This is a genomic window from Pseudomonas sp. S9 (assembly GCF_000222125.1).
GTDB classification, from domain to species: domain Bacteria; phylum Pseudomonadota; class Gammaproteobacteria; order Pseudomonadales; family Pseudomonadaceae; genus Aquipseudomonas; species Aquipseudomonas segetis.
Genome location: NZ_AFFX01000002.1, coordinates 321,579 through 336,862 on the forward strand (window position 1 = coordinate 321,579; position 15,284 = coordinate 336,862).

The 15,284-nt window shown below is 56.4% G+C and carries 13 protein-coding genes; 9 read left to right on the forward strand and 4 right to left on the reverse strand.

Going from position 1 to position 15,284, the window contains the following annotated elements:
* Position 1 precedes the first annotated feature (1 nt).
* The 3 genes from PSES9_RS0105300 to dinB all read left to right on the forward strand — a co-directional run bounded on the left by PSES9_RS0105300 (position 2) and on the right by dinB (position 3,062).
* Complete coding sequence (locus PSES9_RS0105300) at positions 2 to 1,303, forward strand: SLC13 family permease (RefSeq protein ID WP_010484821.1); 1,302 nt, start codon at positions 2 to 4, stop codon at positions 1,301 to 1,303.
* A gap of 78 nt (positions 1,304 to 1,381) precedes the next feature.
* Positions 1,382 to 1,945 (forward strand): DUF3087 domain-containing protein, encoded by a 564-nt coding sequence (locus tag PSES9_RS0105305; protein WP_051120930.1) that lies wholly within the window; start codon positions 1,382 to 1,384, stop codon positions 1,943 to 1,945.
* Positions 1,946 to 1,997: 52 nt separating this feature from the next.
* Positions 1,998 to 3,062, forward strand: coding sequence for a DNA polymerase IV (gene dinB / locus PSES9_RS0105310; RefSeq protein ID WP_029529387.1), 1,065 nt, complete (start codon positions 1,998 to 2,000; stop codon positions 3,060 to 3,062).
* 31 nt (positions 3,063 to 3,093) lie between these two features.
* On the opposite strand, the gene PSES9_RS0105315 is transcribed toward dinB, so the two are convergent.
* The 3 genes from PSES9_RS0105315 to PSES9_RS0105325 all read right to left on the reverse strand — a co-directional run bounded on the left by PSES9_RS0105315 (position 3,094) and on the right by PSES9_RS0105325 (position 6,842).
* Positions 3,094 to 3,498: an META domain-containing protein gene (locus tag PSES9_RS0105315; protein WP_010484826.1), complete on the reverse strand. Its 405-nt coding sequence runs from the start codon at positions 3,496 to 3,498 to the stop codon at positions 3,094 to 3,096.
* 2 nt (positions 3,499 to 3,500) lie between these two features.
* On the reverse strand, positions 3,501 to 3,932 hold the full coding sequence (locus PSES9_RS0105320; RefSeq protein ID WP_010484827.1) for a hypothetical protein: 432 nt from the start codon (positions 3,930 to 3,932) through the stop codon (positions 3,501 to 3,503).
* A gap of 138 nt (positions 3,933 to 4,070) precedes the next feature.
* Positions 4,071 to 6,842 (reverse strand): response regulator, encoded by a 2,772-nt coding sequence (locus PSES9_RS0105325; RefSeq protein WP_010484829.1) that lies wholly within the window; start codon positions 6,840 to 6,842, stop codon positions 4,071 to 4,073.
* Positions 6,843 to 7,106: 264 nt separating this feature from the next.
* On the opposite strand from PSES9_RS0105325, the gene cysM reads away from it, so the two are divergent.
* From cysM to PSES9_RS0105350, 5 genes are all read left to right on the forward strand, one after another.
* The gene (cysM, locus tag PSES9_RS0105330) at positions 7,107 to 8,012 is read left to right on the forward strand and encodes a cysteine synthase CysM (RefSeq protein ID WP_010484831.1); all 906 of its coding nucleotides are present in this window, start codon (positions 7,107 to 7,109) and stop codon (positions 8,010 to 8,012) included.
* Complete coding sequence (gene rlmD / locus PSES9_RS0105335) at positions 8,012 to 9,370, forward strand: 23S rRNA (uracil(1939)-C(5))-methyltransferase RlmD (RefSeq protein ID WP_010484833.1); 1,359 nt, start codon at positions 8,012 to 8,014, stop codon at positions 9,368 to 9,370. Before cysM ends, rlmD begins: the two co-directional genes overlap by 1 nt.
* Positions 9,371 to 9,592: 222 nt before the next feature.
* Complete coding sequence (gene relA, locus PSES9_RS0105340; RefSeq protein ID WP_010484835.1) at positions 9,593 to 11,839, forward strand: GTP diphosphokinase; 2,247 nt, start codon at positions 9,593 to 9,595, stop codon at positions 11,837 to 11,839.
* Positions 11,840 to 11,845: 6 nt separating this feature from the next.
* Complete coding sequence (gene mazG / locus PSES9_RS0105345) at positions 11,846 to 12,676, forward strand: nucleoside triphosphate pyrophosphohydrolase (RefSeq protein WP_010484837.1); 831 nt, start codon at positions 11,846 to 11,848, stop codon at positions 12,674 to 12,676.
* A gap of 180 nt (positions 12,677 to 12,856) precedes the next feature.
* Entirely contained in the window at positions 12,857 to 13,396 is a 540-nt protein-coding gene (locus PSES9_RS0105350; protein WP_010484839.1) for a DUF2058 domain-containing protein, read from the forward strand.
* Between the two features lie 69 nt (positions 13,397 to 13,465).
* Here PSES9_RS0105350 and PSES9_RS0105355 read toward each other — a convergent pair whose 3' ends face one another.
* A complete protein-coding gene (locus tag PSES9_RS0105355; protein WP_010484841.1) occupies positions 13,466 to 13,750 on the reverse strand; it encodes a Rho-binding antiterminator in 285 nt (94 codons plus the stop codon).
* 188 nt (positions 13,751 to 13,938) lie between these two features.
* On the opposite strand from PSES9_RS0105355, the gene PSES9_RS0105360 reads away from it, so the two are divergent.
* Positions 13,939 to 15,273, forward strand: a complete 1,335-nt coding sequence (locus PSES9_RS0105360; protein ID WP_238530364.1) for a Wzz/FepE/Etk N-terminal domain-containing protein — start codon at positions 13,939 to 13,941, stop codon at positions 15,271 to 15,273.
* Positions 15,274 to 15,284: the final 11 nt, after the last annotated feature.

A 15,284-nucleotide genomic window follows, 5' to 3' on the forward strand; every position in this document is an offset into this window, starting at 1 on the left:
AATGATGAGTTTGATCGTGATCGCGGCAATCGTGATCTCCATAGCCTTGGGTTATAAAACAAAGATCAACATTGGCTTTTTTGCCATTTCCTTTTCCTATCTGATTGGTTGCTTTGTGATGGGCCTGAGCCCCTCGGATGTGATCAAGATGTGGCCGCTGAAGATGTTCTTTATCATCTTCTCGGTATGCCTGTTCTACAGCTTTGCGATTGTTAACGGCACCTTGGAAAAGCTGGCTGAGCACCTGCTTTACAGCTGTCGCAAATTCCCGCACTTGCTGCCCTATGCGGTTTTCCTGACCTCGGCGCTGATTGCCGGTCTTGGCGCGGGTTATTACACGGTGCTGGCGTTCATGGCGCCACTGACCCTGATGCTGTGTGAGCGCACGCGCATGAGCCTGATTCTTGGCGCTATGGCGGTGAATTATGGGGCTTTGGGCGGTGCAAACTTTGTCTCGAGCCAAAGCGGTATTATTTTCCGCAGCCTGATGACCAACTCCGGTATTGCCGAGAACACGGCATTTATTAATAGTTCTGCTATTTTCCTCAGCACTTTTGTCATTCCACTGCTTGTGATCAGCGGCTTTGTACTCTTTACCGGGCACAAGAAGTTGATGCAAAGCTCTACCTACACCATCAGCCAACCCAGTGCGCTGAACAAGCAACAGAAAACCACCCTGTTGCTGACGATCGTGATGATGGCGCTGGTGTTGGTTGCACCTATTGCACAGATCGTACTACCGGATCATCCAACTGTCGCATTCATCAACTCGAAAATGGACATAGGCCTGATTGCCAGTGTGTTCGCGGTTATCGCGCTGCTGCTCAAGCTGGGCGATGAGCGCAAGGCAATGGCGACCGTGCCTTGGGCAACGCTGGTGATGATCTGTGGCGTTGGCATGCTGATCGCGATTGCTATCAAGGTCGGCACCATTGACCTGCTGGCGTCATGGATTGGTACTTCGATTCCACCTGTCATGGTGCCGGTGGCATTTGGCGTAGTCGCGGCGTTGATGTCGTTGTTCGCCAGCACCCTGGGCGTTGTAACTCCAGCCTTGTTCCCGATTGTGCCGCCAATTGCCGCTGCGTTGGGCATTGATCCGCTGGTGATATTCGTGTGCATCGTGGTGGGTGCGCAAGCGACTTCAATCTCGCCGTTTTCCTCTGGCGGTAGCCTGTTGCTGGGCTCGTGCCCGACCGAGCAGAGCCGTTCCGAGTTTTTCCCCAAGCTGTTGTTACGTGCTGCGCCCCTGGGGTTTGCCGTTGCGTTGATCTTCAATATTGTCCTGACGCTGGTTTACTAGGCTGCCGCAGGGCTTTGTTACTTATTCGATTGGCTGATAACTAATCCAGGGGTGCCGATACCGGCGTCCCGGGTGATAATGACGGTCAATCGAATCTCAGTAAGGAGCCCGCGCGTGGCGTTCGTCATCAAACCGCTTGATCCGGAGCAATATCGGCAGCAAACCCGTCGCAGCACGCTGCTGGTCGCGGGGAGTTTCGTGCTGCTGACGCTCGTTTGCTCGACACTTGCGGTGCAACTGTTCGGGCAGCCCGGTGGTGATAACTTTCGCTTGAACCTGGCGGGGGTGATCGTCGCACTGGCGCTGACTATTGCGCTGGTGCGGGGGATATTCTGGTCGCAGCCGTGGATGGCTGCTGCAGTCTATGGCTGGCAGCTCAAGCGTAGCCTGATGCGTGTCACCAATGTCATGCACCAGGTGACTGCCGGGGTTAAGGTCGAAGATCCTCTGAGCATGAAGATACTGCGTTTCTATCACCTCGGTGTCAGCCAGATGCACCAGTTGGATGGCAACTCCAGCGAGCATGTGCAAATGCTCGCAGAAATTAATCAGCACCAAGAGAAGATGCAGGCGCTGAATATTCCGCTTGAGCAAACAAGGTTCGATCCTGAGTGGATCAAGCAACTTGAACGCCGTGCTTGATGCATGACTTAATAGCAGCTTCCTAGCTGTGCTCCGCGGGTGCACGACTGCATTGGCCACGAATCGCAAAATCATCCATGTTGACTGTGACTGCTTTTATGCAGCCATTGAGATGCGTGATGATCCCAGCCTGGCGGGCAGGCCGCTGGCGGTTGGCGGCACGGCTGACCGGCGCGGTGTCATCGCGACCTGTAATTATGAGGCGCGGGCCTATGGCGTGCGTTCGGCAATGGCTTCCGGGCATGCGCAGAAGCTATGCCCGGACTTGCTGATCGTCAGGCCGCGCATGGATGTCTACAAAGCTGTTTCCCGTGAAATACACGGCATTTTCCGCGATTACACCGACCAGATTGAGCCTTTATCGCTGGATGAGGCTTTTCTTGATGTAACCGACAGTCAGCACTTTGCTGGTAGTGCCACCCGTATTGCCCAGGATATTCGCAGGCGAGTCTCTTCGGAGCTGCACATCACCGTTTCCGCCGGTGTGGCGCCAAACAAGTTTTTGGCCAAGATCGCCAGCGACTGGAAGAAACCCAATGGCTTATTCGTGATTACCCCGGATCAAGTCGATGATTTCGTGGCTGACCTGGCTGTAGCCAAGTTGCATGGGGTCGGCAAGGTGACTGCTGCGAAACTGGCACGCCTGGGCATTCAAACCTGCAGTGAGTTGCGTGAGTGGGACAAGCTCAGGCTGATACGTGAGTTCGGCAGCTTTGGTGAGCGGTTGTGGAGCCTGGCGCGCGGGATCGATGAGCGCGCGGTACAAACTGACAGCCGTCGCCAGTCGGTCAGTGTCGAGAATACCTACAACCAGGACTTGCCGGATCTGGCCGCTTGCCTGGAGCAACTGCCGGACTTGTTGCAAGAGCTTGACCGGCGCATGGCGCGGCTCGATAACAGCTACAGGCCGGAAAAGCCGTTTGTGAAGATCAAGTTTCATGACTTTACCCAAACCACCCTTGAGCAAGCCGGCGCGCGTCGTGACCTGGACAGCTACAAGTTGCTGATGAGTGCGGCATTTGCTCGCGGGAACAAGGCAGTGCGGTTGCTAGGGGTAGGGGTGCGCTTGCATGATCTGCGTGGGCGGCATGAGCAGCTTGAGCTATTTGAACGCTAGCGCTCGCATCGCCCAAGCCACTTGGCAGCGGTCAGTCTGTAACCGGCCACAACCTCAGGGGTTTGCCCTCTTTGGGCCACAGGCGTAGCTGGTCGGTGGGCGAGAAGTCCCAACGAGTGATGCTTGGCAGGCTCTGCAGGAAGCGAGTTTCTTGCTCCATAAGGGCAGGGGCGCACATTTTGCGGGTGCTACCGGCCTGTTCGAAGCTGATCTTGTCGCCATCGAGCTTATAGGCGGCAAACCAGTGGTTGCAGCCCGCGCTGCCATAAGCGCGGCCGTCACTGCCGAGAGTGATGGTCAAGTGGCTATAGTCAATGAGCGGGCGTTCGCCAATCCACTCGACCTCGTAGGTTTGATCCGTTTCAACTTTCATCGCGTCGCTCGCACAGCCCAGGAGGCTGGCACTGATTAGGCTGATGCCTATTAATGCTTTCATCGTCATTCCTTCTGACATTGCGGGCACATGTGGCGGTCGTTCTCAGTCGACCAACCTAATTCATTGACCCGCTGCTGAGCCGCAAGTGCCTGAGCTTTTTTACCCAGGGCGCTATCGACGGCAAATTCAACGTCGATTTGCTTGGCGCAGCTGTCACAAGTGACTTGCCAATTATGAATCGCCAGTTCTTTGAAGACCGGACCCATGGCCACTGCAACCCACTGGCCTGGCGGGTTGATCAGGTGGCGAACCTTTTCGACTTGCAGGCGCATGCTCAGGTCGCGGCTGCCTTTGAGTGTGACGATCAGGCTGTCGCCGCTTTTTATCGAGCCGCCGTTGCCGGTGACCTGATAGCGTCCAGGCGCCATTGCTCGGCATTCAATCAAGGTGTGTTCGGGGTTGAGTAAGCTGTAGCGAAAATCGTGTTCGGCCATGGTTCCTCCAGATTGGCGCGAATGCTATCACGCAGCGGCCTAAACCTGATTGCCCTGTATGCCTGAAACTCATTGTTTATAGCATATGCAGCCGGTCCAGCCCGCGCCCGCTGGATGCATTGGCGTGGGGCTGGGTTGCTAGGCCTCGGCCTGGGTCTCGATCATCAGGCGTTCTATGGCCGCTTCAAGTTGGTCGAGTGCATGTTTTGCCCCGGGATCATCCTGTTTGAGCAGGGTTTCACTGCGCAGGCAGGTGGCTCGCAACTGTGGTACTCCGCAGTATCGGGTGGCGCCATGCAGGCGATGCACTCGTTCAATCAGAAGCTGGCTGTTGTCGGATTGGCGGGCCTGACGTATGGCTTGCAAGTCTGTCGGTAAACCCGCCAGCAGCATATTGAGCATGTCGGCGGCCAAATCGGCCTTTCCGGCAGCCAGGCGCAAGCCTTCCTCGTTATCCAGGGTGCTGATCTGGTTGAGGTCTATGTCTTGGCGCGAGTTGTCATCCGTACGCTCGGGCAGAAGAGCGCGCAGCGATAAGCCGGTCCATTTCAGTACCACCTGGGCCAGTTGCCGCTCACTGATAGGCTTGGTCAGGTAGTCGTCCATGCCACTTTGCAGCAGGGTACGTTTTTCATTGGACAGGGCATGTGCGGTGAGGGCTACGATGGGCACTGCGCTGTTGTTCTGCTCTGTTTCCCAGAGGCGAATCGCTTCGGTGGTTTCCCGCCCGTCCATGCCGGGCATCTGCACGTCCATGAGGATCAGGTCGAAACGAACTTTCCTGGCTTTATCCAAGGCTTCGTGACCGTCCTTGGCAACGCTGACATCGGCTCCCATGTCCTCGAGCAGGGTTTGTACCAGGAGCAAGTTGGCCGGGTTGTCGTCAACGCAAAGAATATTGGGTGTTCGGGTAGGCTCTGGTGTTTCGGCGGTCAAGCGCTGGTGACGCGGGCTGATCATTTCGCTCAAGGCGCGTTGCAGCTTGCGCGTGCATGCAGGCTTGGCATGGAGTTGGGTATAGGCATCTGGCAGGCTGCTGTGATAGAGCACTTGCTCGGTGGTCGGGCAGAGCACGATGCATTTGCAGGACATTTGCTCAAGTTGGCGGATGTAGTGCTTCAGTCTTTCCGGAGGCAGCTCCTGGGAAGTCACGCCCATGACCGCAATGCCAATTGGGCTCGGGCCTTGCCGTGAGGCGTCAATCGCCTCGATCAGTGAGTCTGGCTGGCTGAATGCGTTGACATTGAGTCCGCAATCTTCGAGCTGATGCTGTAGCGCCTGGCGTGCCAGTTCATGGGTTTCCAGGATGGCAATGCTGCGGCCAAGCAGTGGCGGGCGTGGCAGGTCTTCAATGTCTGCGCGCGCCTTGGGCAAGCTCAGGCTTATCCAGAATTCGGAGCCTTGGCCAGGTGAGCTGTCGACGCCAATTTCGCCGCCCATCTGTTCAATAAGACGCTTTGAAATGGCCAGGCCCAAGCCGGTGCCGCCCGCTTGCCGTGACAGCGAGTTGTCGGCCTGGCTGAAGGCCTGGAAAAGCAGGCGCAGGTCGTCATCGGACAGGCCAATCCCACTGTCTTGCACGCTAATGCGTATCTGGGCGTGGCTCTCGTTTTCATCTTCAAGCATCACGCGCACTGCAATGCTGCCTTCACGGGTGAACTTGATTGCGTTATTGACCAGGTTGGTCAGGATCTGCCTGAGACGCAATGGGTCTCCAAGCAGGGCGCGTGGCGTGTCGCGGTAGACCAGGCTTAACAGCTCAAGGTGCTTTTCGTGGGCTGTTGGCGCCAGAATCGTCAGGGTGTCTTGAATCAGTTCGCGCAGGTTGAAGGGGATGCTCTCTAGCACCAGTTTGCCGGCTTCGATCTTAGAGAAATCAAGGATTTCATTGATGATCCCGAGCAGGTTATCCGCCGATTTTTCGATGGTGCTCAGGTAATCCTGCTGGCGAGGAGTCAACTCGCTCTTTTGTAGCAGGTTGGTGAAACCAAGGATGCCATTAAGGGGTGTGCGAATTTCATGGCTCATATTGGCCAGGAACTCGGATTTGATACGACTGGCCTCAAGTGCTTCTTTACGGGCGAAATCCAGTTCGATGTTCTGGATTTCAATGGTCTCGAGGTTCTGGCGAACGTCCTCGGTTGCCTGGTCAATGCTGTGCTGCAGTTCTTCCTGCGCATTTTGCAGGGCTTCGGCCATGCGATTGATGCCCGATGCCAGCTCGTCCAGTTCCTGGCTGCCGAGCAGTGGAAGACGGGTTTCGAGTTTGCCTTCCTTCAGTTGGGCAACGCCTTCCTTGACCCGGCGCAATGGGTCGTTGATCGAATGACTCATACGCAATGCGAGCAAGGCCGTGAGCACCAAACCGGCAGCTACCAGCAATAAACTGGTGAGTAGGCTGTGGTAGCCACTGAGCAGGGTGGCGTGATGGGATAGCTCAAGCTCGACCCAGCCGACCAGCTTGTCGCTGCCCAGGTGCGGCGGCTCGCCGGTCAGGCCCAGGTGGTGCTCAAATACTGGAAGCAGGAAGCGCGTGGCATCGTCGTTGCTGTGCTTGGCCGTGAGCTTTTCGGTGCCGCTGCCGACTGTGGGCATTGGATTGAGCATGCTTGGGCCCGCATGGGCGAGCAGCACTTTATCCTTGTCGAGCAGGCTCACTGAACGAACGTCGGGCTGCTCCAGGGACTGGGTGGCGATGCGCTGGAGTACCTCGATATCGCCGCGTAGAAAGGCGGGAGCCGTAAGCGGTGCCAGCTGTTCTGCAATCATCTCGCCACGTTGCAGTAGCTGGCCCTGGAGGTTCGAGAGTTGTGCCCAGATAAAGTACCCGCCAAGCAGGAACGCCAGCAGACTGGTTGGCAATAGCGTCAATATTAAAACGCGGCCTTTAATGCCTAGGTCCTTGAACACGCACATCCCTCTCTGATTGTTATTGTGCAGTGTACCGTTTGCGTACCATCCAACAAGAGGTTACTCAACGCGGCGTCGCTGGCCGCCCCAGATGATCTTGCGCTCTAGAACGTCTGGCCCAGAACGCGCTGGGGTTGTCTTCCGTCAATTGGAATCGAGCTTGTCTCGAATAAAGCAGACCGGCGTATGGGGCTTTGTTGTGGGCGCATAGTGGTTTACCGTTATCATAGGCACCCACCAAGTAGTTTGGACCTGATTGACGTCATGACCGTGCAATTTCCGACCATCGCCGAGTGCATCGGCAACACCCCCCTGGTGCGTCTACAGCGCCTGCCCGGCAACACCTCCAATACGCTGTTGGTCAAGTTGGAAGGCAATAACCCGGCAGGTTCAGTCAAGGATCGTCCTGCATTGTCGATGATCACCCGCGCGGAGCGCCGTGGCGATATCCAGCCAGGCGATACCCTGATTGAGGCGACCTCGGGCAATACCGGGATTGCATTGGCGATGGCCGCGGCGATCAAGGGCTACAAGATGGTCCTGATCATGCCGGACAACTCAACGGCTGAGCGCAAGGCGGCCATGACCGCCTATGGTGCCGAGCTGGTCCTGGTAACGCGTGAAGAGGGGATGGAAGGGGCACGTGACCTTGCCGAGCGCATGCAGCGTGAGGGTCGCGGCAAGGTGCTTGATCAATTTGGCAATGGTGATAATCCCCAGGCCCACTACGACGCCACCGGCCCTGAAATCTGGCAACAGACCCAGGGCACTATTACCCATTTCGTAAGTTCCATGGGCACTACGGGCACCATCATGGGGGTTTCGCGCTACCTCAAGGAGCAAAACGCCCAGGTGCAGATTGTCGGCTTGCAGCCGCAAGAAGGTGCCTCGATCCCCGGTATTCGCCGCTGGCCCCATGAGTACCTGCCGAAAATCTTTGATGCCGAGCGGGTTGACCAAGTGGTCGACATGGGTCAGGACGAGGCCGAGCAGGTTATGCGTCGTCTGGCGCGTGAGGAAGGGATCTTTTGCGGGGTTTCTTCAGGTGGTGCTGTCGCCGCTATGCTGCGTCTGTCTCAACAGGTTGAAAACGCAGTAATGGTGGCGATCATCTGTGATCGTGGCGATCGCTATCTGTCGACTGGCATCTACGACGCGCCACAGCATTAATGGCCAGGAAAAACGGCGGTTTACGTTTTCAACCCAGTGGTGGGACACGGGCGCCACAAGTGCCCGTGGGCAAAAAGCAAAGGCTGGTCATTGAACGTTTGGCCAACGATGGCCGCGGTATTGCCTTCAGTGAGGGGCGCACCTGGTTTGTATCCGGAGCGCTGCCGGGCGAGCATGTTGAGGCACGCGTGCAGTCAGCCCGCAGCCAAGTGGTCGAAGCGCGCAGTGAACGCATTATGCTTGCCAGCTCCGAGCGTCGCCCAGAGCCCTGCGCGCATGCCCGCACCTGCGGGGGATGCAGTGTGCAGCACATGGCGCATGCGGATCAGCTTGCACTCAAGCAGGCAATGCTTGCGGAGCAGTTAAGCCGTCTGGCCCAGGTTCAGCCCGAGCAATGGGCTGCGCCTTTGACAGGCCCCGAGTTCGGTTATCGGCGTCGGGCCCGCGTGGCTGTGCGTTGGGACCCAAAGCGCAAGCAACTGGCGGTAGGTTTTCGCGCAGAGGCAAGCCAGGAAATTATTGCGATAGATAACTGCCCGGTTCTGGTACAGCCCTTGCAGCCAATCTTACGCGGTTTGCCAGAGGCCCTTGGCCAGCTCGAAAAGCCACAGGCGATCGGTCACGTTGAGCTATTTAATGGCACTGCCAGTGCGGTATTGGTGCGTCACACCGAAGCATTGCCAGAGGCAGATCTCAATCGCTTGCAGCACTTTTGCGCTGAGCACGAGGCGCAACTGTGGCTGCAAGGCACGTCCGACCCTGCGCCCTTTGTTGTTGGTCAAGGCCTGGCTTATGCCTTGCCTGAGTGGGATCTGGAGTTGGCGTATCGGCCTGGTGATTTTGTGCAGGTCAATGCCTCGGTCAACCAATCGATGATTGCACAGGCGTTGGAGTGGCTGGCTCCGCAAGACAATGAGCGGGTTCTTGATCTATTTTGTGGCCTGGGTAATTTTGCGTTGCCATTGGCTCGTCTAGCCCGGGAAGTTATTGCAGTTGAGGGCGTGCAGGCGATGGTTGAACGGGCCAGCGCAAATGCCCTTGAAAATTCACTGAGCAATGCGCACTTTTACCATGCGGACTTGTCCGAGTCGCTGACTGATAAAAAGTGGAGCAAAGGTGGGTTTTCCGCCGTTTTACTTGACCCGCCGCGTGATGGTGCCTATCAAGTGGTGAAGCAACTTGCTGCACTGGGCGCAGGCCGGGTGGTGTATGTTTCCTGTAATCCGGCGACACTTGCACGGGACGCCGAGCAGCTTATTGCACAGGGTTATCGTTTGAAAAAAGCTGGCATTCTCGACATGTTTCCGCAGACGGCGCATGTTGAGGCCATGGTTTTATTTGAGCTGGCGAGCAGTTAGTAGCCAGGGCTTGACTCTTGCGGGTCGCGAGGCATGTAAATGCCTCATGCAGTTCGAAGGTCGCAGTTCGGGCCGCTTGCATTGTTGTTCAATGCAGCGCCCCGGTTGCGCATGCAGGGGTGTGAAGGATTTGCGCCTTACAGCAGTTTGACCGGCCCTCTTGACTAGGCGGTCGGCGTCGATTCGTAGCGCAATGTGCGCTTCGTAGGGAAGGTAAGCAAAATGGTTCAGGTTAGAGCGCATCAGCCGATCAACGATGACGGCAGCATCAACCTTGAGGCATGGCTGGATCACGTGCTTGGCGTTGATCCCGCATTGGATCGTGATGCGCTGCGCAGCGCATGTGAGTTCGCCCGTGAGGCAGAACAGCAAGCCAACGCAGCGCAAAACCTGTGGAGCGAGGGTGCCTCCAGTTTTCGTGTCGGCCTGGAAATCGCCGAGATTCTCGCTGATCTCAAACTTGACCAGGACTCCTTGGTCGCGGCGGTGCTCTATCGCGGTGTTCGTGAAGGCACCGTTGAGCTTGCGGCCGTGCATCAACGCTTTGGACCTGTGGTCGCCAAGCTGATCGAGGGCGTGCTGCGCATGGCAGCCATCAGTGCGAGCATGAACCCGCGCGACTCCATGGTGCTGGGGTCACAGGCCCAGGTCGATAACCTGCGCAAAATGCTCGTGGCCATGGTCGATGACGTGCGCGTTGCGCTGATCAAGCTGGCCGAGCGCACCTGCGCTATTCGTGCAGTCAAGCTGGCTGACGATGAGAAGCGCCAGCGCGTTGCTCGCGAAGTCTTTGATATCTACGCACCATTGGCCCACCGGCTGGGCATCGGCCACATCAAATGGGAGCTTGAGGACCTGTCCTTTCGCTACCTTGAGCCCGAGCAGTACAAGCAGATCGCCACCTTGCTGCATGAGCGGCGGCTGGATCGCGAGCACTACATCAACGAAGTGATGGATCAGCTGCGATCAGAGCTTGAGGCCACGGGCATTGAGGCGGATATCAGTGGGCGGGCCAAGCATATTTACTCCATCTGGCGGAAAATGCAGCGCAAGGGCCTGCAGTTCAGTCAGATCTATGACGTGCGCGCCGTACGGGTTCTGGTGCCGCAGATGCGCGACTGTTACACGGCGCTGGGTATTGTCCATACGCTGTGGCGACACATTCCCAAGGAGTTTGACGACTACATCGCCAATCCCAAGGAAAACGGCTATCGCTCGTTGCACACCGCAGTTCTAGGTCCAGAAGGCAAAGTGCTCGAGGTGCAGATTCGTACTGCTGCGATGCACGAAGAAGCTGAGCTCGGTGTTTGTGCGCACTGGCGTTATAAAGGCACCGACGTCAAGTCGGGGTCGAATCACTACGAAGAGAAAATCTCGTGGCTGCGCCAGGTCCTCGAATGGCATGAAGAGCTGGGCGACATTGGCGGCTTGGCCGAACAGCTGCGAGTCGATATCGAGCCGGATCGGGTCTATGTGTTCACGCCCGATGGGCATGCAGTTGATTTGCCCAAGGACTCGACGCCCCTGGACTTCGCCTACCGCGTACATACCGAGATCGGCCACAACTGTCGTGGCGCCAAGGTAAACGGGCGCATCGTGCCGCTGAGCTACAGCCTGCAAACCGGTGAGCAGGTCGAAATCATCACCAGCAAGCAAGGCACGCCGAGCCGCGACTGGCTGAACTCCAACCTGGGCTACATCACCACTTCGCGGGCGCGGGCAAAAATTGTCCACTGGTTCAAGATGCAGGACCGGGACCAGAACGTACTGGCCGGTAAAGGTTTGCTTGAGCGTGAACTAGGCCGCTTGGCACTGTCGCATGTGGATTTCGATAAGCTGGCTGAAAAGGCCAACCTGAAGTCATCCGAGGATCTGTTTGCGGCCCTGGGTGCGGCAGATGTTCGCCTGGCCCATGTGGTAAACCTCGCCCAGCAGTTGGTGGAGCCGGAGCGCAACACCGAGCAGCTTGAGCTTATTCCGCGTAAAGCGCTGGGTTTCAAGCCAGGCAAGCGCGGCGATATTCAAATTCAGGGCGTCGGCAACTTGCTGACGCAGATGGCCGGCTGTTGCCAGCCATTGCCGGGCGACCCCATCGTTGGCTACATCACCTTGGGGCGGGGCGTGAGTATTCACCGTCAGGATTGTGCGGCGGTATTGCAGTTGGCAGGGCGCGAGCCTGAGCGGATGATCCAGGTCAGTTGGGGGCCGGTACCGGTGCAGACCTACCCGGTTGACGTGGTTATTCGCGCATATGACCGTTCCGGGCTGCTGCGCGATGTTACCCAGATACTGCTCAACGAGAAGCTCAATGTGCTGGCGGTCAATACCCAGTCGAACAAGGAAGACAACACCGCGACTATGTCGATCACCATTGAAATCCCCGGTCTTGAAGCGCTGGGTCGCTTGCTGGGTCGGATTTCACAGTTGCCCAACATTATCGAAGCCCGGCGTTTGCGCAGTTCTTCCTGAGGATTTATGTACCAGCTAAACGACTTGCTACACCTTATGGAGCGCCTGCGTGATCCGCAGCATGGCTGCCCCTGGGACCTTGAGCAAAGCTACGCGACCATAGTGCCCTATACGCTTGAAGAGGCTTACGAGGTTGCTGATGTGATCGAGCGTGGCGATTTCGATCAATTGCCAGGTGAACTGGGTGATTTGCTGTTCCAGGTGGTTTATTACAGCCAGTTGGCGGCAGAAGAAGGGCGCTTTGGTTTTGCTGAGGTCATCGACACCATTACCCGCAAGCTGGTGCGTCGCCATCCCCATGTGTTTCCCGACGGTGACTTGTACGGTGCGGTCGAACTGCCCAGGCTCGATCCAGAGGCAGTCAAGCAGCGTTGGGACCAGATCAAGGCCGAGGAGCGTGCCGCCAACGCGCGAGCACCCGAGCAGCTGTCGCTGCTGGACGATGTACCTAGCACGTTGCCGTCGATGTCCCGTGCTGTAAAGCTGCAAAAACGCGCGGCGCAGGTAGGGTTTGACTGGCCAGAGGCACTCGGGGTCGTGGATAAAATCCGCGAAGAGCTGGACGAAGTGCTTGAAGCCATGAGTGAAAATGACGACTGCGCGGTTGCCGAGGAACTTGGTGACTTGCTGTTCGTGGTGACCAATCTTGCACGCCACTTGAAGGTGGACCCGGAGGCGGCGTTGCGTATGGCGAACGCCAAGTTCGAGCGGCGCTTCAGGTTTATCGAGCAAGCGCTGCGCGCGTCGGGACGCGACATTGCCAAGTGCGACCTGGAGTCACTCGATGCCTTGTGGGGCGAGGCCAAGAAGCTGGAAAAACAGCAAACACTTGGCTGATTGCCAATAAGCAATCAATATGCGCGGCAGGCGGCAATTGCGTCGATAAATCTAAGCGCGGTTGGCCCAGGCGACTCTGCTGGTTACCTGGGTGAGGCGCTGGTTGTAAATTGGATCAAAATAAATGGCAACAAGACCTGTGTGGATCGAGGTTGCTGTCGTTGAATACCGAGGTAAGTCATGGCTTTATCACTACGCGACCAACTGCTAAAGGCGGGGTTGGTTAACGAGAAGCAGGCCAAGCAGGCTACTAAGCAAAAGCAAAAACAGCAGCGCATGGAGCACAAGGGCCAGGTCGAGAAGGACAACTCGCAACAGCTGGCCGCAGAGCAGGCAAGGGCAGAGAAGCTTGCTCGCGACCAAGAGCTGAACCGTCAACAGCAAGAAAAGGCCGAGCAAAAGGCCAAGGCAGCCCAGGTCAAGCAACTGATTGAAGCATCGCGCCTGCCTAAGCTTACGACCGAGGACTACTACAACTTTGCCGATGACAAGAAAGTTAAGCGCTTGCCGGTCAATGATCTGGTGCGCAACAAGTTAAGCAGCGGCTCGCTGGCCATTGTGCGTCATGGCGGTGGTTATGAAGTGATCCCGCGTGAGGCGGCGCTTAAGATCCAGGAACGCGATCCGCGTCGTGTGGTACTGCTCAATACGCCAACCGAGGCGCCAGATGCCGATGATCCGTATGCGGCCTACCAGGTGCCTGATGACCTGATGTGGTGATTGATTACTACGGGTTATTCAAGCCGGGCTTATGCCCGGCTTTTTAATACCTGTGGTTTGTTGTAACGCTCAGGACGAACTGTCTGGCTTGTTCATCTCAATGCGCTTGAAGCTCGCGCCCGGCGTCAGGGCAGTAATTGCCTGTAGCTGGTCAAGGCGCACGCGCACTTTGTCGTCAGCGGTCCTGATGATTAGAAATTCTTGCTTATCGGCACTGGTTTCGGTGGTTAGTGCCTGGCCTTCAAGTGTTGCGCCGGAAATCAATTCAATTGCCAGGTCGTAACGATGCAAGCAGGCGATTTCTATTTCGTCATACAGGGCACAAGCCAATGGTTGGTAGGGCATCTGCTGCATGCTGGCTTCTCGCTGAGTAATAGGATTGCAGTTAAGTCAGTACTATCAATTGCTTGGCATAATGATGTCAGTCTGATATCGTCGCGCGCCCTTCAGAGCGACCAGCCTTTTGTCAGGTTCTAGGCCTATTCTAGACATGATAGATATGCGCTGAAGAGGAATTTCCAAGCAATTTAATGGATGCTGTAATGAATGCTCGCGTAAGTCATGATCCAGAATTCAGAAACGATGAGATTGATTTAATTGCCTTGGTCAGTGGCTTGTGGCGACAGCGTTGGCTGATTGCGTCAGTCATGGCGCTGGTTGGCGTCGCAGCAGTTGCCTATGCAATGCTCGCAACACCCTATTACCAAGCGCAAAGCATTCTTAAGCCCACGTCGCTGAAAAGCTTCGACCAGCTCAACCTCACTGGCGTGTATAAGGTTGACAGGGATCAGGTGCTTAAGCGCATTGGTATTTCGCTTGAGTCCTATTCAACCCGCTATGCGTTTTTCCAGGAGCACCAGGCACTTTTCCAGGCTCTTGAGCAGCCTGGAATGACGCTCGAGCAAGCGTTTGAACGACTCAACGAATCCGCATTCACCATTTTGAAGCCCGACGCCAAGAAAGCCAATTCTCTGTCTAACTATGTTGGCCTGAGTTTTGTCTACCCCGAGGGCGTCGACGGGCCTGCCGTGGTGAATGGCTTGATTGCTTATTCCATAGAGCAGGAGCGAACGCGTATTGCAGCCGAAATCAACACATTGGTGGCGAACCGCCTGAGCAAACTGCAAAGCCAGATTGCGGCTGCCCGTATTGGTTATGAGGCAGACAAGCAATCGAAAATCGCCAAGTTGTTGGAGGCCGATTCTGTAAAGCGTGCCAACCTTATCGACGAGTTGTCAGGCCTGCGACAGCAGCTCAAGTTACGCCGCCAGAACCGCATTGCACAACTGACCGAAGCGATGATGATCGCCGAGCAGTTGGGGATCCACAAGCCAGCGACACCTTCCTCCATGCGCGAGATTGGCCAGCAATCATCCAATAACCTGATACGCACCGAAGTGAATAATCAGCAGATTCCACTTTACTTCATGGGCACCGAAGCCTTGGGTGCCGAGCGAAAGGCATTGCGGGCACGCAGCTCCGATGATTTTACCGATCCGCATGTTGGCGAGATCGAAAAGCAACTGCGGATGTTGCGCCACAATCGCGAAGTCGAAGCATTACGCAAGCGCGATAACGATGATCTGTTCCTGGTTAAGCTGGCCAAGTGGGAAGAGGAGTCATCCTATTTGCAGGCATTGAAGCCCGAACTGTTGTTGCAAGACCTGGTTGATGTGGACCAGCCAGCGGTGAGCCCGCTTTCGCCGATAAAGCCGAAGAAGCTGTTGATCGTTGTATTGGGCTTGGTATTGGGACTGATGCTTGGCGTGATGCTGGCTTTGCTGCGTTCGGTGATGAGCGGGCTGAAGCCGCTGCCTTTAGCGATGTTGAATCCGTTGCCAGTCGAGCATGCAGGGCATCAATTAGTCCAGCAGTGAACTTCACACCA

Excerpts from the sequence above, each read along its gene's own strand:
- PSES9_RS0105300 (WP_010484821.1), top strand. The coding sequence starts at position 2 with ATGATGAGTTTGATCGTGATCGCGGCAATCGTGATCTCCATAGCCTTG.
- PSES9_RS0105305 (WP_051120930.1), top strand. The coding sequence starts at position 1,382 with ATGACGGTCAATCGAATCTCAGTAAGGAGCCCGCGCGTGGCGTTCGTC.
- PSES9_RS0105315 (WP_010484826.1), bottom strand. The coding sequence starts at position 3,498 with ATGAAAGCATTAATAGGCATCAGCCTAATCAGTGCCAGCCTCCTGGGC.
- PSES9_RS0105320 (WP_010484827.1), bottom strand. The coding sequence starts at position 3,932 with ATGGCCGAACACGATTTTCGCTACAGCTTACTCAACCCCGAACACACC.
- cysM (WP_010484831.1), top strand. The coding sequence starts at position 7,107 with ATGACCGTGCAATTTCCGACCATCGCCGAGTGCATCGGCAACACCCCC.
- rlmD (WP_010484833.1), top strand. The coding sequence starts at position 8,012 with ATGGCCAGGAAAAACGGCGGTTTACGTTTTCAACCCAGTGGTGGGACA.
- relA (WP_010484835.1), top strand. The coding sequence starts at position 9,593 with ATGGTTCAGGTTAGAGCGCATCAGCCGATCAACGATGACGGCAGCATC.
- mazG (WP_010484837.1), top strand. The coding sequence starts at position 11,846 with ATGTACCAGCTAAACGACTTGCTACACCTTATGGAGCGCCTGCGTGAT.
- PSES9_RS0105350 (WP_010484839.1), top strand. The coding sequence starts at position 12,857 with ATGGCTTTATCACTACGCGACCAACTGCTAAAGGCGGGGTTGGTTAAC.
- PSES9_RS0105355 (WP_010484841.1), bottom strand. The coding sequence starts at position 13,750 with ATGCAGCAGATGCCCTACCAACCATTGGCTTGTGCCCTGTATGACGAA.
- PSES9_RS0105360 (WP_238530364.1), top strand. The coding sequence starts at position 13,939 with ATGAATGCTCGCGTAAGTCATGATCCAGAATTCAGAAACGATGAGATT.